General features: G+C 62.9%; 20 protein-coding genes and 2 pseudogenes. 5 read left to right on the top strand and 17 right to left on the bottom strand.

Annotated features, from left to right (window positions below):
* Positions 1–8: 8 nt before the first annotated feature.
* From OIU19_RS15015 to OIU19_RS14970, 10 genes and pseudogenes are all read right to left on the bottom strand, one after another.
* Positions 9–434 carry a thioesterase family protein gene (locus OIU19_RS15015; protein WP_264235659.1) on the bottom strand — a complete coding sequence of 142 codons (426 nt, stop codon included), beginning with the start codon at positions 432–434 and terminating at the stop codon, positions 9–11.
* A complete protein-coding gene (gene hutH, locus OIU19_RS15010; protein ID WP_264235658.1) occupies positions 427–1,965 on the bottom strand; it encodes a histidine ammonia-lyase in 1,539 nt (512 codons plus the stop codon). The genes OIU19_RS15015 and hutH overlap by 8 nt, the downstream gene beginning before the upstream one ends.
* Positions 1,952–2,885: pseudogene (locus tag OIU19_RS15005) on the bottom strand (glycosyl transferase). Before OIU19_RS15005 ends, hutH begins: the two are co-directional and overlap by 14 nt.
* Complete coding sequence (locus tag OIU19_RS15000) at positions 2,882–3,616, bottom strand: glycosyltransferase family 2 protein (RefSeq protein WP_264235656.1); 735 nt, start codon at positions 3,614–3,616, stop codon at positions 2,882–2,884. Before OIU19_RS15000 ends, OIU19_RS15005 begins: the two are co-directional and overlap by 4 nt.
* Entirely contained in the window at positions 3,609–5,282 is a 1,674-nt protein-coding gene (locus tag OIU19_RS14995; protein ID WP_264235655.1) for an AMP-binding protein, read from the bottom strand. Before OIU19_RS14995 ends, OIU19_RS15000 begins: the two co-directional genes overlap by 8 nt.
* A complete protein-coding gene (locus tag OIU19_RS14990) occupies positions 5,279–5,824 on the bottom strand; it encodes a hypothetical protein (RefSeq protein WP_264235654.1) in 546 nt (181 codons plus the stop codon). The genes OIU19_RS14995 and OIU19_RS14990 overlap by 4 nt, the downstream gene beginning before the upstream one ends.
* Positions 5,821–6,075 carry an acyl carrier protein gene (locus tag OIU19_RS14985; RefSeq protein ID WP_186556592.1) on the bottom strand — a complete coding sequence of 85 codons (255 nt, stop codon included), beginning with the start codon at positions 6,073–6,075 and terminating at the stop codon, positions 5,821–5,823. Before OIU19_RS14985 ends, OIU19_RS14990 begins: the two co-directional genes overlap by 4 nt.
* A gap of 9 nt (positions 6,076–6,084) precedes the next feature.
* Complete coding sequence (locus OIU19_RS14980) at positions 6,085–6,357, bottom strand: phosphopantetheine-binding protein (RefSeq protein ID WP_186556593.1); 273 nt, start codon at positions 6,355–6,357, stop codon at positions 6,085–6,087.
* Positions 6,326–7,144 (bottom strand): 1-acyl-sn-glycerol-3-phosphate acyltransferase, encoded by an 819-nt coding sequence (locus OIU19_RS14975; protein ID WP_264235653.1) that lies wholly within the window; start codon positions 7,142–7,144, stop codon positions 6,326–6,328. Before OIU19_RS14975 ends, OIU19_RS14980 begins: the two co-directional genes overlap by 32 nt.
* Entirely contained in the window at positions 7,120–7,848 is a 729-nt protein-coding gene (locus tag OIU19_RS14970) for a beta-ketoacyl synthase chain length factor (protein WP_264235652.1), read from the bottom strand. The genes OIU19_RS14975 and OIU19_RS14970 overlap by 25 nt, the downstream gene beginning before the upstream one ends.
* 314 nt (positions 7,849–8,162) lie before the next feature.
* On the opposite strand from OIU19_RS14970, the gene OIU19_RS14965 reads away from it, so the two are divergent.
* The 3 genes from OIU19_RS14965 to OIU19_RS14955 are packed head-to-tail and all read left to right on the top strand — an operon-like array spanning position 8,163 to position 9,628.
* Positions 8,163–8,936: a ParA family protein gene (locus OIU19_RS14965; RefSeq protein ID WP_264235651.1), complete on the top strand. Its 774-nt coding sequence runs from the start codon at positions 8,163–8,165 to the stop codon at positions 8,934–8,936.
* A 37-nt stretch (positions 8,937–8,973) separates the two neighbouring features.
* A complete protein-coding gene (locus OIU19_RS14960; RefSeq protein WP_264235650.1) occupies positions 8,974–9,282 on the top strand; it encodes a type II toxin-antitoxin system HigB family toxin in 309 nt (102 codons plus the stop codon).
* Entirely contained in the window at positions 9,272–9,628 is a 357-nt protein-coding gene (locus OIU19_RS14955; RefSeq protein ID WP_264235649.1) for a type II toxin-antitoxin system HigA family antitoxin, read from the top strand. Before OIU19_RS14960 ends, OIU19_RS14955 begins: the two co-directional genes overlap by 11 nt.
* Before the next feature lie 31 nt (positions 9,629–9,659).
* Here the strand turns inward: OIU19_RS14955 and trxC are convergent, their stop codons facing one another.
* The 4 genes from trxC to OIU19_RS14935 all read right to left on the bottom strand — a co-directional run bounded on the left by trxC (position 9,660) and on the right by OIU19_RS14935 (position 16,874).
* Positions 9,660–10,094, bottom strand: a complete 435-nt coding sequence (gene trxC, locus OIU19_RS14950) for a thioredoxin TrxC (protein ID WP_264235648.1) — start codon at positions 10,092–10,094, stop codon at positions 9,660–9,662.
* 52 nt (positions 10,095–10,146) lie between these two features.
* Positions 10,147–11,607 carry a protein adenylyltransferase SelO gene (selO, locus tag OIU19_RS14945; protein ID WP_264235647.1) on the bottom strand — a complete coding sequence of 487 codons (1,461 nt, stop codon included), beginning with the start codon at positions 11,605–11,607 and terminating at the stop codon, positions 10,147–10,149.
* Between the two features lie 159 nt (positions 11,608–11,766).
* A complete protein-coding gene (gene mscK / locus OIU19_RS14940) occupies positions 11,767–15,084 on the bottom strand; it encodes a mechanosensitive channel MscK (protein WP_264235646.1) in 3,318 nt (1,105 codons plus the stop codon).
* Positions 15,085–15,131: 47 nt separating this feature from the next.
* Entirely contained in the window at positions 15,132–16,874 is a 1,743-nt protein-coding gene (locus OIU19_RS14935) for a potassium/proton antiporter (RefSeq protein ID WP_264235645.1), read from the bottom strand.
* Positions 16,875–17,037: 163 nt separating this feature from the next.
* Between OIU19_RS14935 and OIU19_RS14930 the strand changes: the two genes are divergently transcribed.
* Entirely contained in the window at positions 17,038–19,188 is a 2,151-nt protein-coding gene (locus OIU19_RS14930; RefSeq protein WP_264235644.1) for a dermonecrotic toxin domain-containing protein, read from the top strand.
* A 59-nt stretch (positions 19,189–19,247) separates the two neighbouring features.
* Here OIU19_RS14930 and betA read toward each other — a convergent pair whose 3' ends face one another.
* The 3 genes from betA to betI form a co-directional block, all read right to left on the bottom strand.
* Positions 19,248–20,939 carry a choline dehydrogenase gene (gene betA, locus OIU19_RS14925; RefSeq protein WP_264235643.1) on the bottom strand — a complete coding sequence of 564 codons (1,692 nt, stop codon included), beginning with the start codon at positions 20,937–20,939 and terminating at the stop codon, positions 19,248–19,250.
* Between the two features lie 154 nt (positions 20,940–21,093).
* Positions 21,094–22,566: a betaine-aldehyde dehydrogenase gene (betB, locus tag OIU19_RS14920; protein WP_264235642.1), complete on the bottom strand. Its 1,473-nt coding sequence runs from the start codon at positions 22,564–22,566 to the stop codon at positions 21,094–21,096.
* A gap of 39 nt (positions 22,567–22,605) precedes the next feature.
* Positions 22,606–23,262, bottom strand: coding sequence for a transcriptional regulator BetI (gene betI / locus OIU19_RS14915; RefSeq protein WP_186556604.1), 657 nt, complete (start codon positions 23,260–23,262; stop codon positions 22,606–22,608).
* A gap of 534 nt (positions 23,263–23,796) precedes the next feature.
* Between betI and OIU19_RS14910 the strand changes: the two are divergent.
* Positions 23,797–25,313, top strand: a pseudogene (locus OIU19_RS14910) (BCCT family transporter); the annotation flags it as partial.
* Between the last annotated feature and the right edge of the window lie 96 nt (positions 25,314–25,409).

Here is a 25,409-nt window from a genome sequence, read left to right as displayed (position 1 = left end):
GGCAAGTTTCATGACAGCACCTTCTGCACCGCGTCGAGCATCACCTGCGGTGAGGCCAGTTGCATTTCGCCGCTGTCGATGTGCACTGCAACCTGCACCGTGCTGGCGCGGGTCATGCGCTCGCCGCTTGCGGCATCGCTGATCAGGTAATTGATCTTCAGCCGGCTTTCCCACTCCACCAGGCTGGCGCGCACGTTCAGGCGCTGGCCGAAAGTGGCGCCACGGATGTAGCGCAGCTGCAAGTCGATCACCGGCCACATGTAGCCGCTGGCATGCATCTGCCGATAGTCGTGCTCGAGCTTGTCGAGCAAGACACAGCGGGCGACTTCCAGGTACTTGACGTAGTGCCCGTGCCAGACGATGTGCATGCTGTCGACATCGAAGAACGGCACGACGATCTCAGTATCGACGTGGAACACGCCGGGGCTACGCATGCAGCCTCCAGTGTCGTTCGGCGATACGGCTCAGGCACAGGCGCAGTTCTCGCTCCAATGCGCGGTCTTCGATGACGGGGGCGAAGTCTTCCAGCAATGCGCCATGCATCTCGGCCAGCGCTGGCGGCAGTGGTCGCTCACCTGCCTGGCGGCCACGCAACCAGACGCCCTGATTGGCCGCCAGCAGGGTTGCCGCAGCGACCTGCTCGGTCAGCTCAAGAACGCGCAAGGCATCGCGTGCGGCGATGGTGCCCATGCTTACCTTGTCCTGGTTGTGGCATTCGGTGGAGCGGGAGAACACGCTGGCAGGCATGGTCTGCTTGAGCGCCTCGGCGGTCCAGGCGCTGGCGCCGATCTGCACTGCCTTGAAGCCATGGTTGAGCATCGCACGGTCGGCTTCGGCGCCGGACAGATTGCTCGGCAGGCCATGGTTGTAGCGTTCGTCGACCAGCAGCGCGAGCTGGCGGTCGAGCAGGTCGGCGACGTTGGCCACCAGGGTCTTCAGGCTGTCCATGGCGAATGCGATATGGCCGCCATAGAAATGGCCACCATGCAGGACTCGCTCGGCGTCGCCATCGATGATCGGGTTATCGTTGGCGCTATTGAGCTCGGTTTCGATAAAACTGCGCAACCAGCCCAGGCTGTCGGCCAGCACCCCCAGTACATGGGGTGCGCAGCGCAGCGAGTAGCGGTCTTGCAGGCGGTGCAGCGGGGCAGCCGGGGCGTCGATGGCCAGATCCTGGCGCAGCCAGGCGGCGACCTGGGTCTGGCCGGGGTGCGGTTTGGCGGCGAACAGGCGCTCGTCGAAATGCTCAGGGTTGCCTTGCAACGCGATCACGTTGAGTGCGGTAATCCGCGTGGCCAGCTTGAGCAGGTAGTCGGCGCGGCCAAAGGCCAGGCAGGCCAGGCCGGTCATCACGGCGGTGCCGTTCATCAATGCCAGGGCTTCCTTGGGGCGCAGCACCAGCGGTTGCCAGCCGAGCTCGCGATGGACGTCGGCGCTGCTGCGCTTTTCACCGCGGTACAGCACCTCGCGTTCGCCAGACAGGGTCGCCGCTACGTATGACAGCGGGGTCAGGTCGCCGCTGGCGCCCACCGAGCCCTCTTCGGGGATCAGCGGCAGGATGTCGTGTTCGAGGAACGCCCGCAGCCGCTCCAGCAACTCCAGGCGCACCCCCGACATCCCATGGCTCAGCGAGCGCAGCCGCGCTGCCAGTACCGCGCGGGTGGCCGCAGGCTCGAGCAGCTTGCCCAGGCCGCAGCCGTGGAAGGTGTACAGGTGGATCGGCAGGGCTTCGACGTGCTCCGGCGGTACTGCCACCACGCACGAGTCGCCATAGCCGGTGGTGACGCCGTAGATCACCCCTTCCTTGTCCAGCAGGGTGTCGAGAAAACGCGCGCCGCGAGCGATCCGCTCACGATAGGCGGGGGCCTCCTCCAGGCGTGCGGCTGCTTGGCGCTGGCTCAGGGCCAGGACATCCTCGATGGCGAGCGGCGCCTCGCCGAAAGTTACAGACTCATGCGTCGTCATCGGTCTTTCCAGAAGGGGTAGAAGTTGAACCACTGGGTGGGCGCCTGCTGGCAATAATGGCCCAGCCGCGCAGCGTAGCGCGCGGCCCATTCGCCGATCACCTGTTCGCGGTGGTCGCGCCGCCAGTGCAGGCGCTCGGCGAACGGCTCCAGTGTGATCCGATAGCGGCCTTCGCGCTTGAGGCAGAACAGCAGGTTGACCGGGCAACCCAACAACCCCGCCAGCAGCCAGGGGCCTTGGGGAAATGCGGCCGGATGGCCGAGGAAATCCACCTCGACCGTACGCGCGCCATGCAGCGGTACGCGGTCGCCAGCAATCGCCAGCCATTCGCCGCGTTCCAGGCGTTCGGACAGCTGCAGCATGATCGCCGGGTCCAGCTCGCTGACCTGGATCAGCCGCAGGTGGCTGGCACCGGCTTCGCCCAGCAAGCGATTGAAGCGTTCGGCATGGCGGGTGTGCACCAGCACATTCATGGTTACCTGCTCGCCCAACTCGGCCAAGGCCCGGCACACCTCAAGGTTGCCCAGGTGCGCACCGACCAGCATTTGCCCGCGGCTGCCGCGCAGTTGCTGGCGCAGGCCGGCAGGGTCGTCGATTTCGATATCTTGCAGGCGCAGCTTGCCGTTCCAGGCGTCGAGCTTGTCCAGCAGGGAGTCGGCGAACGCCATGAACTGGCGAAACACCTGCCAGTGGCTGGGCGCTGGCGTGGCTGCGCGGCTGTGCGCAGCCAGCCGTTGTTGATACTGCCAGGCACTGCGCCGGGCACGGCGGCCGAACAGGAAAAAGTACAGCACGATGGCGTGGATCAGGGGGCTGAGCAGGCGCCGGCCAAGCAGGCGCACCAGCCCGGCGGTGAGCTTCATCAACCAGAAACTGCCGCGTTCGCGTTGCTCGGCCCAGTGCCGTGATGGGCTGTTCATCGTCGCCACCGGCGCCAGAGGATCAGTGGCGCGCGCAGCAGCATGCCGAAGAACAAGCGCGCGTGCATGCGCGAAATCAGCGCGTTGTCGTGCACCAGGCGAAAGTGCGAGACGCCGTCCTGCGGGTAATGCACACGGGTTGGCAGCCAGCGCATCGGTTGCTCGCGCCAGGCCAGGCGCACGAGAATTTCCGTGTCGAAATCCATGCGCAGGCCCAGTTGCACCGAGTCGATCAAGGCCAGGGTCGCTGACAGCGGGTAGACCCGAAAACCGCACATCGAATCAGGGATCGCCAGCGACAGGCTGTTGATCCACACCCATACGTGAGTTAGGTAGCGGGCATACAGGCGGCCCTTGGGCACGCTGGCGTCGTACTGTGGATAACCGCAGATCAGCGCCTGCGGATGGGCCTGCGACTGGGCCAGGAAGGTGGCGATATCCGCCAGGTCATGCTGGCCATCGGCGTCCACTTGCAGGGCGTGGCTAAACCCCAGCCGCGCCGCCTCGCGCAAGCCGGCCATCACCGCGCCGCCCTTGCCCTGGTTGCTGCTCAGGGTGACCAGGAACACCTGCGGCTGGCCAGCCAGCTGGCGTAGCACCCCGGCGCAGGGCGGATGGCTGGCGTCGTCCACCAGCACGCAGGGTAAGCCCGCCCGGCGCAATTCAGCGACCACGGCAGGCACCGCCCGTTCGTGGTTGTACACCGGGATCACCGCGCAAGGCTTATGCACAGGCGGCCTCCAACACAATGCGACCGCTGGAGCAGGGTTGCCCTGCGCGGCTGAAGGCAAAGTACAGCTTGCTGCGTTGCGGGTCGAAGCGCAGGCTCAGTTCGAGCTCGTCTGCGGGGCGCACCAGTTGCTGGAACTTGAGCACTTCCACGCCGGCGAAACGCAGCCCTGGCGGCACCAGTGCTGCGCCGAGGGTAATCGCCCAGTCGATCTGCACCACGCCCGGCAGGACCGGCGTGGTCGGGAAGTGGCCGGTGAAGCAGGGCAGGTCCGCAGGTACCCACAGGCGCAGCAGAGCGCCCTCTTCCAGCCGCTCAAGCACCTGTGGATCATTCGCCCGTGGTGCTTTGAGCAGGGCCTGGACCTGCGCCTCGGCCAGCTTGCCTTGGGCGTTCATCGGCAATTGCCGCAACAGTCGCCAGCGCCGCGGCAGGGCCAGCGCCTCGCAATACTGGGCCAGGTGCTGGCGCAGGCTGTCGAGCAAGGTCCGCCGGCCCTGGTTGCGCAAGGCGTGCACGCCGGCTGGGCTAAGTACCAACAAGGCGCCCAGCGAGGCACGGCCTTCCTCGATCACGCCCAGGCGCGCTTCGCTGACCCAGGCGTGGCGGCACAGCGCCTGTTCGAGCATGGGCAGGGCGATACGTTTTTCTTCCAGCTTGACGATGCGGTCGAGGCGGCCGAGCAGGCGCAAGCGGCCATCACTGAACAGTTCGGCAGCGTCGGCACTTTGTTCGATATGGCCAGGCGGCAAGTAGGGCGAGGCGATGCGCAGGGCGCCCTGTTCATCCACAGCAAGTTGCACGCCTGCGAAGGGTTGCCACAGGTCGCCGCCCTCTCGCCAGGCGATGCCGCCGGTTTCCGAGCTGCCGAGGATCTCCACGGGCCATTGGCCAAGCCGCTGCTGCAGACGTGCACTTGCCGCGGCCGGCAGCTCACCCCCTGATGAGAACACCTTGCGCACCTGGCTCAACGCTGGCCAATCAAGGTTATCGCCCATGCGCTTGAGCAGTGCCGGGCTGGCCACCCAGGCAAAGCTTGGCAGTTCGCGGCTGGCCCGTTGCAGATCTTCGGGGAAGGGCATTGGCTGGCGCAGGAAACCCCGGCCGGCACAGAGAGGCCAAAGCACGCGGAACAGAAGGCCGTAGATGTGCTGGGTGGCCACGCTGCCGATGATCCAGGCATCGCCAAGCGCCGCGCCCCACAGCTGCTCCAGGGCGGTGACTTCATTGGCCAGCTGGCGCAGGCGCTTGTCGATCAGCTTGGCTTGGCCGCTGGAACCTGAGGTGCACAGGCCAATCCGGCACTTATCGAGATCCAGCTCGGCGGGTGGCAGCGGTTCGCCGTATAAGTCGGCGATGCTGAAGTCATCGGCTTGGTCACTTATCCACAGGTCGACCTGATCGTTCCAGCGTACGCGGGTCTGAGCTTGCAGGTCGGCCGGTAGCAAGACCTGCACGCCGGCGCGCCAGGCACCGAGCAATGCGATGGCCAGCGCGGCAGCGTCCTGCAGGTGCACCGCCAGGCGCTGGATACCTTTCGCTTGTAGGCCACCGGCCAGGCGCAAGGCCTGTTCACACAGCTCGGCATGCGTCAGGGCGGGCACCATCGTGACCAAGCGCGGCCCGTCCACGGGGCGCAACAGCTGCTCGGGGTTGATCCAGTTCATGCGCGTCCTCGCACCTGTTGTCGTGTCAGCCATTCACCGGCAAACAGCAGGCCCATGGCGATATAGGCAATCAGGCCGTTGTACAGCGTCCACCAGCTCAGCGGCGCCCAGAGGGTGAGAGCCGCAGCGATCCCGCCGTTGAGCACAAAGAAGCCGCACCACACTTGGGTCACTCGGCGGGTGTAGCTGAGCGCCGCTTCAGGCAGTTGCGGTTCGCGCAAGCGGGCCAAGCGCTCAACCAGCGGCGGGCCGTATTTCAGGCTCGAACCGAACAACACCAGCATGAAGGCGTTGACCAGCACCGGATACCAACGCAGCAGTTGGCTGCTGTCGGAAAATGCCAGCACGGCGCAGAACGTCAGCGCTACTGCCGCCATCCACAGGTTGCCGGGGCGGCGCGGCGCGCTGACGCTGCGGGCCAGCCACAGGCCACCGAGCAACACGGCGAACTGCCAGGGCGCGAAGTGGCCGAGACCGAAATGCACGGCAAACGGATACAGCACGCCGGCCAGCACCAGGCCAAGGCCGACCAGGCGTTTCATGCCGCAGTGTTGACCAGGCGGAATACGGCTTCGACCACATCGCCCACGGTGCGCACGCTCTTGAAGTCTTCGGCGCTGATCTTCTTGCCGGTCTGGCGCTTGATATGGTCGATCAGGTCGATGGCATCGATGCTGTCGATCTCCAGGTCCTGGTACAGGTTGGAGTCCAGGGTGATGCTGGCAGGGTTGGTTTCAAACAGCTCGACCAAGGCGTCGCGCAGAATATTGAAGATGTCTTCACGGTTTTGCATGGGGCGGTCTCAGGCGGCCTGACGGGCAGTGACGAACGCCGCCAGGCTGGCGACGTTGCTGAAATGGCTACGGGTGTCCTTGGCATCGGCGTCGATCTTGATGCCGAAGTGCTTCTGCAGGGCCAGGCCGAGTTCGAGCGCGTCCACCGAATCCAGGCCCAGGCCTTCGCCGAACAGGGGCTGTTGGTCGTCGATGTCCTGCACGGTGATGTCTTCAAGGCCCAGGGCATCGATGATCAACTGCTTGATATCACGGTTCAGGTGTTGCTGTGGATCGCTCATCTTCGGCGAGCTCCTTGATGAAATAGTGATGCAGATAGTCGTTGAGCCGGCGCGAGGCCATGGGCGCCGGGCCCTGGGCTGCGAAAGCCGCCGGGTCGATGTCGTCGCCGACCTTCAGGCGCACGTGCACGCGGCGCCGGGCGATGCGGTACCACGGCTCGTTCTTGGTCAGCGTGGTGGGGCTGACGCTGATGGTCACAGGCGTGATGATCTTCGCACCGCGCAGGGCGATTGCGGCGGCGCCACGATGAAAGGCCGGTGGTTTGCCGGGTTCGGTGCGGGTGCCTTCCGGGAAGATGATCAGTGGCTGGCCCTGGTGCAGTGCATCGACTGCCGCATCGAACATCTGCATGCTGCCATCGTTACCCAGGTACTGCGCCTCGCGGACCGGGCCACGGGTGAACGGGTTGGCGAACAGGCTTTGCTTGACTACGCAGTTGGCGTTGCGCACCAGGCCGATAAGAAACACCACATCGATCAGCGACGGATGGTTGGCAATGATCATCTGCCCAGGGCGCCCCAGGCGCTCGGCGCCAATGATCTCATAAGTCAGCACGCCGCTGGCACGCATGAAGCGGATGAAGTGCCAGAACAGCCAGCCGATGGTGCGCCTGGCGCGTTGTTGATGGCGCTCGGCATCACCTGGCAGGCAGGCGAGCAAAGGAAACACCAGCAGCCGCAGGCACAGGCCACCGACGCCGAACAGCAAGAAGCTCAGGGCGGTCGCCAGCAGGCGCCAATAGTAGGCGTCGCGAGGCGTGTTCATGGCTGTCGTTGCCAGGTCCATGAGCGTTGCTTTCCTGGGTGAGTGAGGCGGGTTTGCTTGCTGAGCAGGGCGCGTAGCCAGCTCAGTGCATGCGGCAGCGGCGCAGGGCCCGTTGCTGCTTGCCCTGACAACGCTTGGCCGAGGGTCAGTTGCCACTGCGTGCCGGGGGTCAGTAGCAGGGCCAAGGCGTAGGAGCAGGGCACATCATCGATCCACGGCCGGTAGGCGACTGGCGGCTGCTCTTCGGCGACGATCAGCAGGACCGCCGGCGCCCCCTCATGGAGCAGGCCCGCGGCCTCGATCACGCCTTGCTCGAAACCGTCGCCGGCCGCCGCCAGGGCGGTCATTTCGCTGGTTTCGCCGCGCAGGATCGACCACAAGCCGATCACCGCATTGTGCACCGACAAACTGAACTGGGTGGGTGACAACGGCTGGCGCTCGGCCAGCTCGCTGAGCAGGGCGAAGGTGCGCGGGGTTTCGCCGTGGCGCGAGACATACACCAGTGGCAAGGCCTCGATACCTTCGGCCAGCGGCCAGCCGACCGCAAACGCCATGCGCGCCAGATAGCTCAGCCGCCGCCGTTGCATGGCCGGCAAGAACCCTACGTCTGGCGCTTGGCCGTCATCTGCAGGCAGATCGGCGCCATCGGCCCAGGCCTGCCAATCGGCAGGCGTCTGCAGGCCTGGAGCCCAAGCGCGCCATTGGCTGATGTCGAAGGTGATCACGATGTGTCTGTTTCCCGCCCTGTGGAGACGCGTTCTGCATTGAAATGAGCGCCACAACGGCCTGACAGGGGATTGGCATTCGCCGACTGGCGCGCATTATCCCGGTGCTGCCGAGCTGTAGCAAATGCTTAGACCGTGGCCAGCGGAAAAATCACGAGGTTAGCGATACATGGCTTCGCTGGCGAGCCAGATACGTCTGATAACAGTGCCTGGACAAGGTATCGGTTGTTGTAGGAGAAGGTTGAGCAACGGTACTGGTCAAGCCCGGCCACTGCCCACATACTCGGGCATTCGTTGATACACGGAGGTCTCTCATGCGGCGCGTGGTATTCAATCAGAAAGGTGGTGTGGGCAAGTCGAGCATCGCCTGCAACCTGGCGGCGGTGAGCGCCAATGAGGGCTATCGGACCCTGCTGATCGACCTGGATGCCCAGGCCAACTCGACCCAATACCTGACCGGGCTGACCGGTGATGACATCCCCATGGGTATCGCCGACTTCTTCAAGCAGAGCCTGTCCAGCGGGCCGTTTGCCAAGAAGAACAAGGTCGATATCTACGAAACACCGTTCGACAACCTGCACGTGGTCACCGCGACCCCGGAGCTGGCCGACCTGCAGCCCAAGCTTGAGGCCAAGCACAAGATCAACAAGCTGCGCAAACTGCTCGATGATCTGGATGAGGATTACGAACGCATCTACATCGATACCCCGCCTGCGCTGAATTTCTATGCGGTTTCCGCGTTGATCGCCGCCGATCGAGTGCTGATTCCGTTCGATTGCGACAGCTTCTCGCGCCAGGCGCTGTATGGCCTGCTGGCTGAGATTGAAGAACTCAAGGATGACCACAACGAAGATCTGGTGGTTGAAGGCATTGTCGTCAACCAGTTCCAGTCACGCGCCAGCTTGCCGCAACAGATGCTCGACGAGCTGCTGGAAGAGGGTTTGCCGGTGTTGCCGGTGTACTTGAGCAGCTCGGTGAAGATGCGCGAATCGCACCACGCCAGCTTGCCGCTGATCCATCTGGAGCCCCGGCACAAGCTGACTCAGCAGTTTGTCGAGTTGCATGATCTGCTTGAGCGCAGTGAGTGAAGGTACTATTATCTCCCAAAACGGGAGATAAGCTTGGATGCGTGTGATTGCCAAAAGTACCCTGGTGAAGTTTTGGGAAATACCCGGGTTCGAGGATTCCAAGGCACCGTTGGAAAGCTGGCACGATTTAACCCTGAAAGCTGATTGGCGGACGCCACAGGACGTCAAGGCACATATCGGTAATGCCAGTATCTGTGGCAACAATCGTGTGGTCTTCAACATTGGGGGTAACAAGTACCGGCTGGTGGTTGAGATGCAGTATCGAGCCGGTATCGCTTGGGTGAAATTCATCGGTACGCACAAGCGCTATGACGAAATAGACGTGGAGACGATCAATGAATATTAAACCGATCCGTAATGATGAGGACCTGCGAGCTGCTTTTCAGCGGCTGGAGGCAATCTTCCAGGCAGATGCCGGAACGCCGGAAGCTGACGAAATGGAGGTGCTGGTGACCCTGATCGAGGTCTATGAGAACAAGCACTATCCAATCCATCCCGCAAATCCTGTTGAGGCCATTAAGTTCTGCATGGATCAACAGGGCCTGACTCCGCGAGATCTGGAGCGATTCATCGGGCCAAGCGGACGGGTTTCTGAAGTGTTGAATGGCAAGCGCGGGCTGAGCCTGTCCATGATCAAACGTCTTCATGATGGGCTGCGCATTCCGTATGAGTCTCTCTTGGCTGGCGCCTGATCAATAGCGCCAGCATCTCCAGGTTTTCCCTCTAGACCCCTTGGCTACGCAACCACTCCAGCAATGACTGGAGTGGCAAGGCGCCCGCTTGGCGGCTGATTTCGCGGCCATTCTTGAACAGGATCAGGCTGGGAATCGAGCGGATGCCCAGTTGCCCGGCCAGGTTGCGATTGGCCTCGCTGTCGAGCTTGGCCAGGCGGCCGCGGCCGCTGAGTTGGCTGGCAGCCTGTTCAAAGATCGGTGCGAAGGATTTGCATGGGCCGCACCAGTCGGCCCAGACGTCCAGCAGGAGCGGCAGGTCGCCTTTGATCTGGCTGGCGTAGCTGCTTTCGCTGAGGTCGAAGGGTTTGCTCAGGAGTACGTCCTGTTTGCAGCGGCCGCATTTGGGGGCGTCGTTCAGGCGTGCGGCGGGCAGGCGGTTGAGGCCGTTGCAATGCGGGCAGGGGATCAGTAATGGTTCTGACATAGAAGCTCCTGGGTGTTTTGGGGCCGCTTTGCGCCCCCCGGAAAGACTAGTACTAGGATGAGCAACTGATCTCCAGATGCTTACCCCACTCTGGCGGCCGTTCAGCATAGGCCTGCATCCCGGGTTGTTGTTCGAAGGGGTTGCTCAGCACCTGATGCAACCGCCGCACTTCACTGTAATCGCCGCCCTCAGCCGCTTCGATGGCTTTCTGCGCCAGGTAGTTGCGCAGCACATACAGCGGATTCACCGCATGCATCCGCTCACGCCGCCCTTCGGCATTGCCAGGCTCCCGCTCGCAGCGGGCCAGATAATCTGCGCCCCAGGCATCGAAGCCGGCGAGGTCGATGAAATCATCACGCACCACCTTCAGGGCCTCGGCCACCGGCTGCTCGCCAAGCCGGCGGAAGAACAGCGTGTAGTCGACGCCGCCGCTTTGCATGCGTTGCAGCAAGCGCTCGACCAGCGCCAGGTCATCGTCCTCGGCGCTGGTCAAACCCAGGCGGCGGCGCATCAGGTCCAGGTAATGCGCCTGGTACAGCGGCAGGAACAGCCCAAGCGCTTGTTTGAGCGCCTCGACCTCGATGTAGGGTGTCAGGGCCTGGGCCAGGGCGCTGAGGTTCCAGTGGGCGATTGGCACCTGGTTGGAGTAGCTGTAGCGGCCTCGGTCATCGGAGTGGTTGCAGATGAAATTGGCGTCGAAGTCGTCGAGGAAGGCGAACGGGCCGAAGTCGAAGGTGATACCCAGGATCGACATGTTGTCGGTGTTCATCACCCCGTGGCAGAAGCCATAGGCTTGCCAGCGGGCAATCAGCTCGGCATTGCGCTCGACGATGCTGCGGAACATGGCCAGGTACGGCTGCTCGGCCTCGCGGCATTCGTGGTAATGCTGATCCAGCACATGATCGATCAGCAGCTGTTGTTGCTCCGGCTGGCGGGTGTAGTAGAAATATTCGAAGTGGCCGAAACGGATATGGCTTTGGGCAACCCGCAGGAGCATCGCCGCGCTTTCGCGAGTTTCGCGCCAGACCGGGGTGCTGGAGCCGATTACGCACAGGGCGCGGCTGCTGGGGATGCCCAGGGCGTGCAGGGCTTCGGAGCCGAGGAACTCGCGGATCGACGAGCGTAGTACTGCGCGGCCATCGCCCATGCGCGAGTAAGGGGTCTGGCCGGCGCCCTTGAGGTGCAGGTCCCAGTGCTGGCCAGCATCGTTGACCACTTCGCCGAGCAGCAGGCCGCGACCGTCGCCCAGGCGCGGGTTGTAGGAGCCGAACTGGTGGCCCGAATAGACCATCGCCCGTGGGTCGGCGTCTTGCCAGGACTTGTGCCCGCTGAACAGCTCGGCGAACAGCGCCAGCTCGGCTTGCGCGGGGTCGAGGTCGAGCAGGGCCATGGCCGAGTGGCTGGCGACGACCAGCCGTGGGTCGGCGATCGGGTCGGGCAAGACCTGGGTGGAGAACGCATCGCCCAGGCGAGCGAAGCGGTTGTCGAAGGTCAGTTGGTCGAGGGCTTTCAAGGGCCGGCTCCTGGTTGGAGAATTGGCGGCCGCTGTGCGGCCCTTCGCAGGCAAGCCAGCGCCTACAGGTATTATGCGGCTCCTGTGGGCGTGGGCTTGCCTGCGAACGAGGGCGTAGCCCTCGACGCAATTCTGCGGTTCACGCCCTTTGGAGTCCAGTTACACCGGCCGAGTGCCCTGCGGTGCAGTGCCATCACCCCCCTCGACAGCAATCAACTTCTGCTTCTGCCCCTGGGTATCCATCAGGAACACCTCGACCTGGCGCACCGAAATCTTGATGTTGTGCGCCTTGAACTCGCGGTTGATGTAGCGGTTGATCTCATCCAGGGTCGGGTTGCGGTCGCCTAGATCGCGCACGTGCATGCGCAGCTCGTGATCGAGCGAGCTTTCGCCGAAGTTGAGGAAGTACACCAGCGGCTCCGGATCCTTGAGTACCCGCGGGTTCTCATGGGCGCCCTTGAGCAGCAGGTCGCGCACCAGGTCCAGGTCCGAACCGTAGTCGATGCCCAGCTTCAAGGTCACCCGGGTAACCGTGTCGGTCAGCGACCAGTTGATCAGCTGGCCGGTGATGAAGGTCTTGTTGGGGACGATGATGTCCTTGCGGTCGAAGTCGGTGATGGTGGTGGCACGGATGCGGATCTTGCTCACCGTGCCGGACAGGTTGCCGATGGTGATGGTGTCGCCGATGCGCACCGGGCGTTCGAACAGGATCATGATGCCGGAGATGAAGTTGGCGAAGATCTCCTGCATGCCAAAGCCCAGGCCCACCGATAGCGCGGCGACCAGCCATTGCAACTTGTCCCAGCTGACCCCGAGGGTCGACAGGGTACTGACGAAGCCCACCCCGGCAATCACATACGACAGCAACGTGGTGGTGGCGTAGGCGCTGCCCTGAGCCAGGTTCAAGCGCGACAGCACCAGCACTTCCAGCAGGCCAGGCAAGTTGCCCGCCAGGGCGAAGGTGATGCCGACGATCACCAGCGCGCCAAGCAGATCGCCGAGGCTGATCGGCACCATGCTGGCGGCGGCACCGGTGCCGCTGGTGTACTCGTAGAGGGTGAAGTTGTTGAGGTAGGCGAACACCGTGATCAGGTCCGACCAGACCCAGTACAGGCCGCCAATGAACCCCCCAAGCAGGGCCAGGCGAATCAGGCGCAGCGACTGCTGGTTGACCTGCTCGATGTCCAGCGTCGGCTCCTCGGCGATGACCTCGCCATCGAGCCCTTCCTTGGTCGCCTGGCGCTTGCTCAGCGCACGTTGGTAGGCCAGGCGCCGAGCGGCCACCGACAGGCCCCGGACGAAGGCGGCCTCGATCACCAGCCAGAACAGCAGCAGGTAGAGGGTGTAGATCAGCCGGTCGGTGAGCTTCAGCGCGGTGTAGTAGTAGCCAAAGCATACCGCCACGAACAGCGCGATCGGCAGGGCCGTGAAGGCCACCCCGACTGCTTTGCGGAACAGCGAGGTATCGCGGTGCGCCGGGCTGCTGAGCAGCAGTCGGCTGAGCAGCCAGGCCATCAGCGCGTAGCAGGTCAGCACCACGCCGATCCCCAGGACGTCGTCGGCCAACGCCGAGGGCTGGTGCTCAGCCACCGCCACCACGCCGACCAATGCCAGTACCACGGTACCCAGGCGGCGCACCCAGCCGCGCAGGAACTCGACTTGCGGCTTGTGCCAGCGGAAGTGGATTTCTGCTACTCCGCCCGGGGCAAGGATGCGGTAGGCGGTGTAGAACACCAACCAGGCCTGGGCCAGTTGCCAAAGTGCCGCGCCGAGGTTGGCGTTCTGCCCACGCGCGTCGATCTGTAGTGCGTAGCTGCCCAGGGCCAGGGCAATGCTGACCGGCAAGGCCAGGAGAATGTTGATCAGGATGGCTTGGGGCGTATGCCACTGGCTATCGCGCTTGAAGTGGCCGATGTCCTGGTGAACCTTGCCCAGCCGCTGGTACAGGTATTTGCGGCGCCACAACAGCCCGCCGATGACCAGGAACAGCGGCAGGAACAGCAGCGGCCGCTGGATCAGGCCGTCAGTCAGCTCCTTGATCCCCGAACCCCAGGGCAGGTTGGCGACCTGGTCGACGAAGCGTTGCGGCACGCTGCGCAGCCATTCCCAATCCAGCGGCTTGTTGCTGGGGATCCAGAACATCTGCTCTTCCAGGGTGGTACGCAGGCCCTGGGCAGTGCTCAGCAGCTGCTTCTGGTTGAGCTGCAGGGTGATCGACTCGTTAAGCAGGGCGGACAGTTCGCGGTTCAGCCGTTCAAGCAGGTCGCTGCGGGTAATCGCCACTTCTAGCAGGGCTTTGCGCAGTTGTGGGGTGACATCCTGCTCGGGCTGCGTGGCCAGCAGGCGATCGACGTAGCCCACTGGGTTGCTCATCTGCTCGCGCTGCTGGTTGATCTCGAACTGGTACAGGCGGATGTCGGCGATCTGGTCGGCCAGGTCGCGGTCGAGCTTAAGGTGCGGCAGGGTCTGCTTCTGCTTGTAGAGGATCTTGGACAGCAGCAGGCTGCCCTTGAGCACGTTGATTTGCTCGTCCAGGGCCTGGTCGGCCTGGGTCAGGCTATCGAGCTGCTGCTTGGTCTTGAGGTTCTGCTGGGTCAGCTCGTTGAGGCGGTCGGTGCTTTTGAGCAGGTAGTCGGAAAGCTTGAGGTTGGCAGCGCTCTCGGTGGCCAACAGGCTGCTGCCACCGGCTTTTTGCGCTTCGATCGACTGCTGGGTGACGGTTTGCTGTGACTGGGCCAGGCGCTTGTCGTTGATCAGCGTCTGCAGGTCCTGGATTTCTTGCTCCAGACGCGCTGCGCGTTCGATCAAGAGGTCGTGCTGAGCGTTGCCCAGGTCTTGCAGCAGGCCGTTGCCAGCCAGTTCCTGGCGGCGCAGCAGGGTCACGGCGTTGAGCGATGCCAGTTCGGCATTAAGCTGGTTGCGCTGGTCGGCGGACAGGGTCTTGCCGTTGTCCTTGCCGGACTTGAGGCTGCTATTGATCTGTTGGGCGCGAGTCTGGTTGTTGCTGATCTCGCGTTGGGCCCGTTCGGGGCGGGTCTGCGAGTTGATGATCAGGCTATTGGCTTCGGACAGCGCTTTTTGCAGCTCACCCTGAAGGGTGCTGCGTTCGCTGAGCAGCTGTTCCAACTGCGGCACGCTGAGGCTGGCGTAGCGTTGGGCAACCGGTACGGTCTTGCTGGTCTTGAGCTTGATCAGTTCGCGCTGGCTTTCGCTGGTCAGGCGCGGAGCGTCGGCCAGCTGTTGCTTGAGCGCGGCGAGCTTCTTCTCGCTGTCTTCCTTGCTGGCGAGCAGGCTCAAGGTGTCTTCGAGGACTTGCTGCAGAGCCTTCTGCTCGGCCTCTGGAAGCTTGCGATCGGCAATCTTGTCGAGGCTGTTCTGGATGCTGGCGGTGGTTGGAGCCTCGGCCGCGCTGACAGCGAACGAGAGGGACAAGCACAGCCCGAGCAGGGCTGCGCGGAGATACACGCGCAGGGACATAGGCAGAGTCTTGTGCAGGGTTTTTGTAAAACGAGGTAAGTCGAAGTCTAGAGGAACAACCCGGGGCCAGGCCGAGTACCTTCCGGGAATCTGACGCCGACTTTGTGGATCTTGTTCCCGTCCATCACCGCGACGGTCCAGATTGTGCCGTGCCATTCGATCTGATCCCCTACTACTGGAGCGCCTCCGACCTTTTGTCGGATGAACTGCGCCAACGGCATTTTCGCGTCCAGGCCATCGAGTTTCAGGCCATAAAGTGCCGCCACTGCACCCAGCTCGGCATCACCTTCAAGGACGAAGTCGCCAAAGAAGCGTAGATCCAAACCTCGCTGGGGCGCTTGGCTGAACAGTTTGCCCAGCGCCGATAGATTGTGCTCATGACCGATCACGCAGAGCATGTCGCCCACTTCCAGCACGGTACTGCCCGAGGGGTGGAGCAATTGCTCGCCGCGAAACAGCGCGGCAATCCGCGTGCCTTCAGGCATCTTCAGCTCGCGCAGGGCGGCGCCGATGCACCATTTTTCTGCGCCCAGGCGATAGACGAACAGCTCCCACTCGCTGGTGACGTGCACCTCCAGCGCGGAGCGGGAGATCGGCGCTGGGTCCGGCGGCACCGTAACCTTCAGCAGCTTGGCCATCCACGGCAGGCTGGTGCCCTGCACCAGCAGTGATACCAGCACGATGAAGAACGCCAGGTTGAAGAACAGCTGCGCCTGCGGCAGCCCGGCCATCAGCGGGAACACCGCAAGAATGATCGGCACCGCACCGCGCAGGCCAACCCAGGAGATGAAGCCTTTCTCGCGGCCATGGAAAGCCTTGAACGGCAACAGGGCGGCGACCACCGAAAGGGGGCGGGCGACCAGGATCATCCACAGCGCCAGGCCCAGCGCGGGCAAGGCGATCGGCAGCAGGTCGTGCGGCGTGACCAGCAGGCCGAGTACCAGGAACATGCCGATCTGCGCCAGCCAGGCCATGCCGTCGAGCATGTGCAGAATGCCGTGGCGGCTGCGAATGGGGCGGTTGCCCAAGACCAGGCCGCATAGGTACACGGCAAGGAACCCGCTGCCATGCAGGGCGTTGGTCAGGGAGAACACCACCAGGCCACCGGCGACCACCAGGATCGGGTACAGGCCGCCGGCCAGGTTGATCCGGTTGACCAGCTGCAGCATCAGCCAGCCCCCGCCCAGGCCCAGCAGGCCACCGATGCCGAACTCGCGCAGCAGGTGGGTCAACAGGCTCCAGTGCAGGCCAGTCTGGCCGCTGGCAATCATGTCGATCAGGGTGACGGTGAGAAACACCGCCATCGGGTCGTTACTGCCCGACTCGATCTCAAGCGTGGCGGTAACCCGTTCGTTCAGACCCTTGCCGCCGAGCAGCGAGAACACCGCTGCGGCGTCGGTCGAACCGACGATGGCGCCGATCAGCAGCCCTTGAATCAGGCTCAGGTCGAACAGCCAGGCGGCGACCATGCCGGTCAACGCTGTGGTGATCAAAACGCCCACTGTGGCCAGCGACAACGCCGGCCACAAGGCTACGCGAAAGCTCGCCACTCGCGTACGCAAGCCGCCGTCGAGCAGGATCACCGCCAAGGCCAGGTTGCCCACCAGGTAGGCGGTTGGATAGTTGTTGAAGATGATGCCGCCACCATCGACTCCAGCGACCATGCCGACCGCGAGGATGATGACCAGAATAGGGATGCCCAGGCGCGATGACAGCGAACTGACCAAGATACTTGCACCCACCAGCAATGCGCCGATCAGGAACAGGCTATTGATGGTGCTTGCATCCAAAGGCAGTACTCCGGGGAAACGCGAAGGGAAGGCTGACGCCGAGCACGCAGGTTGCGTGCCAATCGATTCTAACCTGATGCCAGCGCGGGCTGTAAAGCGTTACCGCATGGCGGCAGGCGACTTGAGCTGAAGTGGTGCTCCACCTTCACTTAGGCAGAGCAACATGAGTAGCGGCAACAACCAGACACTTGAACACATTGCCCAGCGTTTCCTGGGTCGATTTCCTGATTTGCATGGCCTTGCCCGGCAGGCTGCCGGCCACGTGCTGCAGCGCCTGCTGGGGTACTGGCTCGACCCTGACACGCTCTATTGGCATGAGTTCGAATCGGCCGCCAGCAGCGCGCTGAGTTATACCGGCTGGCGTCATCGGGGGCCGCCGCGGCGTTCGCTGACGTTAACTGAGCTGGTGATGCAGCGATTCAGTCCGGCGCAGCAAACCGATGCTGACCAGCTGTCTGTCTATGGCGGTTTCTATCGGGTGGATGCCAGCCATGGCGAATATGACGAGCACAACGAAGTTCGCCTGGCGCCCCAAGCGGTGCTGGATATGTTCTGGCAGATGAACTTCTCTGAGCGCTACACGCAGCTGCTGCAAGCTTTTCAGGCGCAACACAGTGAGGACTTCTGTGTGCTGGCCCGGGCGCGTTTTGTGGCCGCGCTTGAGCGGTCGGCGCTTACCGAGGCGGAGCGCGCCGAGGTGCGCGCGGCGAGCCTTGTGGTAGCCACTGTGCCGATCACTGTGCAGGCGCTGCGTCGCAGCTGTGCGGCCTCGGCGCAGAGCGGCTGGAGTGCCTTGAGCATTGGTGGCATCGCCGCCCGGACACTGTTCCAGCGAACGCTCGGCACGGGCAGGCCTTGCCTGTACCTGGCGGATGAGCAGGATGCGCTACGGGTGTTCGATGATCGCCACGCACTGCAGGCGTGGTTGAGCGATCAGGCGGGCACGTCCGTGGGCCGTGAGCGTTTGATCGAGTATTTCATCGGCGTTGATGTGCTGGCGCAATCACTGCGACCGCGCCTGCGCAACTACTTGAAGTTGCTGGCACAAGCGCGGGGCGATATCGGCATCGCCGGGCAGGCCATCACTGGCGACCTGTTCGTACGCTTGCGCGAGCAAGCCATGGCGCAACTGGTCAACAACGCCCATGAGCGCCTGACCAGTAATGCCGAGCTGCGCAAGGCGAATTGGCTGGCCGGGTTGCAGGCTGCCAGCGTGATCATTGCACCTATGGCGCCGTTTGGATGGCCGGTGGTGCTGACTTCGCTGGGGCTTGGCGTGGGCAGTCTTGGCTTGCATCTGGATCGCGCCATCAACGGTAAGTCGGCTTGGCGTGTGGCAGCGTGGTGGGCTGTGGTGCTGGATATCCTGTTCATCTTGTTGGACGCGGCGATGATGCGCAGTGGCGAGTTGTTTGCCGATGCGCGGCAACCGCTGCGTATCGGCGCGCAGAGCGAACTGGCCGTTTCCGGGCCTGACTGGGAGCGTTACATGCTGCCCGCAGCCGATGAGCTCCTGGCGTATTCCGATCGCGCTCTGGCGCGTCAAGAATCGCTGATGGGCGCAGTACCTTGGGCTGATCTGGATGTGTTGGGTACGAGTGGCGAATACCTGGATGCCTTCAGTGAGCCGTATCCGGTGTACCGCGATGAGTATGGCTATGGTTCGGCAGCCATTGCCGAATACACCAGCTCACCGGAGCGCTACAACAACCTCTGGCGTGGCTTGCCGCTTGAGGGCAGGCGCAGTGTCAGTATCCAGCGAAGCCACGACCTGGCGCATGCGCTGGGCCAGATTGGGCTGAACAATCAGTTAACGCTGTACCGGGCAGCGTCGGTATTACGCGGTACCGGCACGTCGGTGTTTCGTGAGGGTGGGGTAGGGGTGGGTGATGTGCTGGTGACCACCGATTTCACCTCGTTCACCGAGAACCCATACGCACTTTGGGAGGTGTTCAACAACCCACAGGCGCAGGTTAGCGGCAAGACGGTATTTGATGACCATGCGGTGGTGTATGTGCTGGAACCAGGCGAGTTTGCTGAGGCTACACCGGTGGCGCCGTTCTCGCGACGGCCGGATGAGGTCGAGTCGTTGATGCTGCCGGGGCGTTATCTCCAGGTCGAGAAAGTGACCGCTGTGCAGGGGGCGAACCATCGGTTCATGGAGGTGCGGCTGAAGGGATTGGGTCAGGTGCCGGCCGGGGCGAGGGTGTATGAGATGCGTACGGGGGAGGTGTTTGATCGGGAGGTTTTGGCGCGGCGACTGGGGGCCGATGATGACTCGTTGATGCGGCGGTTTTTCCCTATTCCCACCTGAGCGTGTGCTCATGAAGAAGCTTGGGGCTGCGCAGCAGCCCCAAGCGGATAACGCGCAAATCAGCCTTGCTTGACTTCACGCATCGGCTTGCCTTTGACCGGTGCACCATTAGCCACGTAGTACTTGGCCGTGCTGCGCGGCAGTGGCTTGCGACCACGGATCTTGTCGGAGATTTTCTCGGCGATCATGATCGTGGTGGCGTTGAGGTTGCCGGTGATGATGATCGGCATAATCGAGGCATCGACCACGCGCAGGCCTTGCATGCCATGCACGCGGCCTTCGTTGTCGACCACCGCCATCTCGTCGGTACCCATCTTGCACGAGCAGGATGGGTGGAACGCGGTCTCGGCGTGCTCACGGATGAACTTGTCCAGCTCTTCGTCGGTTTGCACATGCTCACCCGGGCTGATCTCGCGACCACGGTACGGGTCCAGCGCTGGCTGGGCCATGATCTCGCGGGTCAGGCGGATGCCGTCGCGGAATTCCTGCCAGTCCTGCTCGGTGGCCATGTAGTTGAACAGGATGCTCGGGTGCTGGCGCGGGTCCTTGGACTTGAGTTGGATACGGCCGCGGCTTGGCGAACGCATCGAGCCCATGTGCGCCTGGAAGCCGTGTTCCTTCACGCCATTGGAGCCGTTGTAGTTAATCGCTACCGGCAGGAAGTGGTACTGGATGTTCGGCCACTCGAACTCAGGACGAGTACGGATGAAACCACCGGCCTCGAACTGGTTGCTGGCGCCGATGCCAGTGCCATTGAACAACCACTCGGCGCCAATGGCCGGCTGGTTCCACCACAGCAGCGACGGATACAGCGAGACCGGCTGGGTGCAGGCGTACTGCAGGTACAGCTCCAGGTGGTCTTGCAGGTTCTCGCCGACGCCCGGCAGGTCGTGCACCACCGGTACGTCGAGGCTTTCCAGCAGGGCGCGGGGGCCGACGCCGGAGCGTTGCAGCAGTTGCGGCGAAGCGATGGCGCCGGAGCTGACGATGACTTCCTTGCGTGCACGCGCTTCGACGCGCTCTTCGCTGTCGCCGACCAGGTAGGTCACGCCCACGGCGCGCTTGCCGTCGAACAGGATGCGGTCAGACAGGGCGTGGGTGACGATGGTCAGGTTCGGACGCTTCTTGGCCTGGTCCAGGTAACCGCGAGCGGTGCTGGCGCGACGGCCTTTCTTGGTCACGGTACGGTCCATCGGGCCGAAACCTTCCTGCTGGTAGCCGTTGAGGTCTTCAGTGCGCGGGTAGCCGGCCTGCACGCCGGCTTCGACCATGGCGTGGAACAGCGGGTTGTTGCCGGCTTTAGGCGTGGTGACGCTGACCGGGCCTTCGCCGCCGTGGTAATCGTTCGGGCCGATGTCACGGGTTTCCGCTTTGCGGAAGTACGGCAGGCAGTCCAGGTAAGTCCAGTCTTCCAGCCCTGGCAACTTGGCCCAGCCGTCGAAGTCCAGGGCGTTGCCACGGATGTAGCACATGCCGTTGATCAGCGAGGAGCCACCCAGGCCCTTGCCGCGGCCACATTCCATGCGGCGGCCGTCCATATGTGGCTCTGGATCGGTCTCGTAGGCCCAGTTGTAGCGGCGGCCCTGCAGCGGGAAGGCCAGGGCGGCTGGCATCTGGGTGCGGAAGTCGAAGCGGTAGTCCGGACCGCCGGCTTCGAGCAGCAGTACGCTGACGTTGGCGTCTTCGGTCAGGCGGGTGGCGATCGTGTTACCGGCCGAACCTGCGCCGACGATGATGTAATCGTATTCCATGGGTTTCTCCCATTTGAGCGGCAAGCTTCAAGCTACAAGCTGCAAGAAAAGCAGTTGTGCAAAGCTCGCGAATGGATGAGGCCTGCAAGGGCCGGTGGCATGACGCCGACCGGCTCTTTCTTGCAGCTTGAAGCTAGCAGCTGGAAACGGTTGGTCAGAAGACCGACGAGTAGCCGCCCAGCTCAACCTGGACCGACTTGATGCGGGTGTACTGGGCCAGCGAGCTGACGCCGTTTTCACGGCCAACGCCCGACTGCTTGTAGCCGCCCACTGGCATTTCAGCTGGCGACTCACCCCAGGCGTTGATCCAGCAGATGCCAGCTTCAAGCTGGTGGATGATACGGTGGGCGCGGCTGATGTCGTTGGTGCATACGCCAGCGGCCAGGCCGTACTCGGTGTCGTTGGCGCGGCGGATGACTTCTTCTTCGCTCTCGTAGGAGAGGATGCTCATCACTGGGCCGAAGATCTCTTCTTTGACGATGGTCATGTCGTCGGTGCAGTCGGTGAACACGGTTGGGGCAACGAATGCGCCCTTGGCGAAATCACCTTCGGTCAGACGCTCGCCGCCGCACAGGACGCGGGCACCTTCTTCTTTACCCTTGGCGATGTAACCCAGCACGCTTTCCATGTGCTGGAAGCTGACCAGCGGGCCGAAGTTGGTGTTTTCATCTTCTGGGTTGCCGACACGGATGCGCGCAACGCGCTCGGCGATCTTGGCTTCGAAGGCGGCTTTCATCGCGGCAGGGATGAACACCCGAGTGCCGTTGGTGCAGACCTGACCGGAGCTGTAGAAGTTGGCCATCATGGCGATGTCGGCTGCCTTGTCCAGGTCGGCGTCGGCGCAGATGATCAGCGGCGATTTACCGCCCAGTTCCATGGTCACTTCCTTGAGCGAGGAGCTCGAAGCGCTGGCCATGACTTTTTTGCCGGTGGTGGTGCCGCCGGTGAAGGAAACTTTCTCGATGCGCGGGTGCTCGGTCAGCCAGGTGCCGACTTCGCGACCGCTGCCGGTCAGAACGTTGAAGACGCCGTTTGGCAGGCCAGCTTCGGTGTAGATTTCAGCCAGTTTCAGGGTAGTCAGCGAGGTGACTTCCGACGGCTTGAAGATCATCGCGTTGCCAGCGGCCAGGGCTGGAGCGGATTTCCACAGGGCGATCTGGATCGGGTAGTTCCACGCGCCGATACCGACGGTGACGCCCAGCGGCTCGCGACGGGTGTAGACGAAGGAGCTTTCACGCAGGGGGATCTGCTCGCCTTCGATGGCCGGTACCAAGCCTGCGTAGTATTCCAGCACGTCGGCGCCGGTGACGATGTCGACGTAGCGGGTTTCCGAGTACGACTTGCCGGTGTCCAGGGTTTCCAGCTGGGCCAGCTCGTCATTGCGCTCGCGCAGGATGTCGACGGCGCGACGCAGGATGCGCGAACGCTGCATGGCGGTCATCGCCGCCCAGACTTTCTGGCCACGCTCGGCGCTTTCGACGGCTTTCTCGACGTCAGCCTGGGTAGCACGCTGCACGTGGGCGAGGACTTCGCCGGTAGCCGGGTTGATGGCTTCGAAGGTGGCGTCAGAGCCAGCGTCGACATAACCACCATCGATGTAGAGTTTTTGCGTTCCGAAACGGGCCATAGTGTCCTCGCAAGTGCAGTGTGTGGTTGGCTTTGCGCGTCACGCTCCTGCCGGGTGGGCAAGTGCCGTGCGCGCTTGTTCAGCGGCCTGGTCGGTTGTGGCCAGGGTGTGCTGCTTAGCCAGTTGTAGATCCATGTATTCGTAGGCAATTCGTATTGCCTGCTCGGTGTCGAATGCATCTCCCGACAGAGCGCCACGCAGCCAAAGGCCGTCGATCAGCGCTGCCAGCCCGCGGGCTGCCTTACGCGCATGGTAGAGCGGCAGGGCGCGGCGGAACTGACAGCACAGGTTGGAATACAAGCGGTGATCGTTGATCCGCTGCAACCTGTGCAAATCGGGTTGGTGCATGCTGGAAGCCCAGAAGGCCAACCAGGTTTTCATTGCCGGGCCGTTCACCTGGCTGGCATCGAAGTTGCCCTCGATGATCACCTTCAGGTGAGCGCGCGGGCTGTCGTCCGTCAGGGCCTGGCGACGTGCTCTTACGCCTTCGTTGAGCATGTTCATGATGTAACGCATTGTCGCTGCGATCAGGCCGTTCTTGTCCCGAAAGTAGTGACTGATGATGCCATTCGACACCCCGGCCAAACGGGCAATAAGCGCAATGCTGGCGTCCCCCAGTCCGACCTGATCGACCGCCTGCAGGGTGGCTTCGATCAACTGCTGGCGGCGGATGGGTTGCATACCGACCTTGGGCATCTTGCTTTCTCCTCAGGCCTGCGGGCAGACGACAAGCGGCTGCCTCGGCGAAGGCCAGTCTATTTTGTTTTGATTGAACGTTCAATCAATAAAGAATAAGCTCTGCGACAATTTGTGCCATTGACAGTTTTTCAGCTGGTCCAAGCGGCACTGATTGTCACCCCAGGAAATCGTGTAACCCCCGGAATACAAGGCGTTGACGGGCTGGAGCGATGCGAATGACAGATTCTGCCGAACGGTCACAGGCCGTGCGACAGGCCCTTGGAGCGGGCGAGATGATCTGTGGCTAATGCGCGCACCCAAGCATGGGAGGCGGCTCGCACTCAGGCCATCTGTCTGGTTTTTTGCAACGTTTCGATTCGGGATCACGGTTTCCAAGGTGCTTTTATAACACCTGACGCAGTAGGGCTATTGCACCAATTGCGCGGGAAATGACTGATTAGCCTCCACAGCCGCACTCCCCGGAGCATTCGTGCAATGAGTTCTGCCTCCCTAACCAAACCCCCCGCCGAGAGGGTCCGGGTCAACAACGTGGTGTTCATCACCTCCGCGCTGCTGATCCTTGTGTTGACTGCCTTGCTTATCGCTGTACCGGAAAAAGCCGGTGAAGTTCTCAACGTCGCCCAGACTTGGCTGACCCGCACTTTCGGCTGGTACTACATGCTGGTGATCGGCGGATACCTGGTATTCGTAGTGGTCTTGGCCTTCTCCAATTTCGGCAAGCTCAAGCTTGGCGGCAAGGATGACCAGCCTGACTTCAGCTACGGCGCCTGGGCTGGCATGTTGTTCTCCTCCGGTATCGGTATCTCGCTGCTGTACTTTGGCGCCTCCGAGCCGCTGGACCACTACTTCAATCCGCCTGAAGGCCCTTCGGCCAGCGCCGAGGCTGCGCGCCAGGGCCTGCAACTGACCTTCCTGCACTGGGGCCTGCACGGCTGGGCGATCTACGCCCTGGTCGGCCTGGCCGTGGGTTACTTCGCCTACCGCCACAACCAGCCGCTGGCATTGCGCTCGGCGCTGTATCCGTTGATGGGCGAGCGTTGGGTCAAGGGTGGCGCCGGTCACGCAGTGGACATCTTCGGTATGTTCGTGACCCTGCTGGGCCTGGTGACCAACCTGGGTATCGGCTCGATGCAGGTGGCCTCGGGGCTGGAATACCTGTTCGGCATGGACCACAGCAAGACCAACCTGCTGATCGTGATCCTGGTCATGGCTACGGTCGCCACGGTGGCGGCGGTTTCCGGTGTGGAAAATGGCATCCGTCGTCTGTCCAACCTGAACATCCTGCTGTTCAGCGGCCTGTTGATCTTTGTCCTGCTGGCGGGTGACACCCTGCACCTGCTCAACGGCTTCGTGCAGAACATTGGCGACTACCTCAACGGCATCGTGCTCAAGACCTTCGACCTCTACGTCTATGAAGGCGAGGCCGGCAAGTCCGAGCGCTGGTTGGGCCTGTGGACCGTGTTCTACTGGGCCTGGTGGATCTCCTGGGGCCCATTCGTCGGCATGTTCATTGCCCGTATTTCCAAAGGCCGCACCGTGCGTGAGCTGGTCGCTGGCGTGCTGCTGATCCCGCTGGGCTTCACCCTGGCCTGGCTGTCGATCTTCGGCAACACTGCGCTGGACCTGGTGATGAACCATGGCGCCGTGGAGTTGGGCAAGACCGCGCTGGAGCAGCCGTCGATGTCGATCTACCAGCTGCTGGAGTACTTCCCAGCGGCCAAGATCGTCATTGGTGTAGCGGTGTTCGTGGGCTTCGTGCTGTTCCTCACCCCAGCCGACTCCGGCGCGGTGATGATGGCCAACCTGTCGTGCAAAGGTGGTCAGGTCGACGAAGACGCGCCGCATTGGATGGTGGTGTTCTGGTCGGTGGTGATTACCCTGGTCACCATCGGTTTGCTGTTCGCCGGCAACTTCGCGGCGATGCAGACCATGGTGGTACTGGCCGGGCTGCCGTTCTCGGTGGTGTTGGTGCTGTTCATGTTCGGCCTGTACAAGGCCATGAAGCAGGACTCGCAGCTTGAGCAGGAGCGCGCCGAACTGGCCGCCCGTGGTCGTCGCGGTTTCAGCGAGCGCCTCAGTGCGATGGACCTGCAGCCGACTCAGGCCGTGGTTCAGCGCTTCATGGACAAGCAGGTCAGCCCTGC

It is taken from the genome of Pseudomonas sp. BT-42-2 (assembly GCF_025847435.2).
Lineage (GTDB): Bacteria > Pseudomonadota > Gammaproteobacteria > Pseudomonadales > Pseudomonadaceae > Aquipseudomonas > Aquipseudomonas urmiensis.
This window is presented reverse-complemented; position numbering and strand designations above follow the sequence as displayed.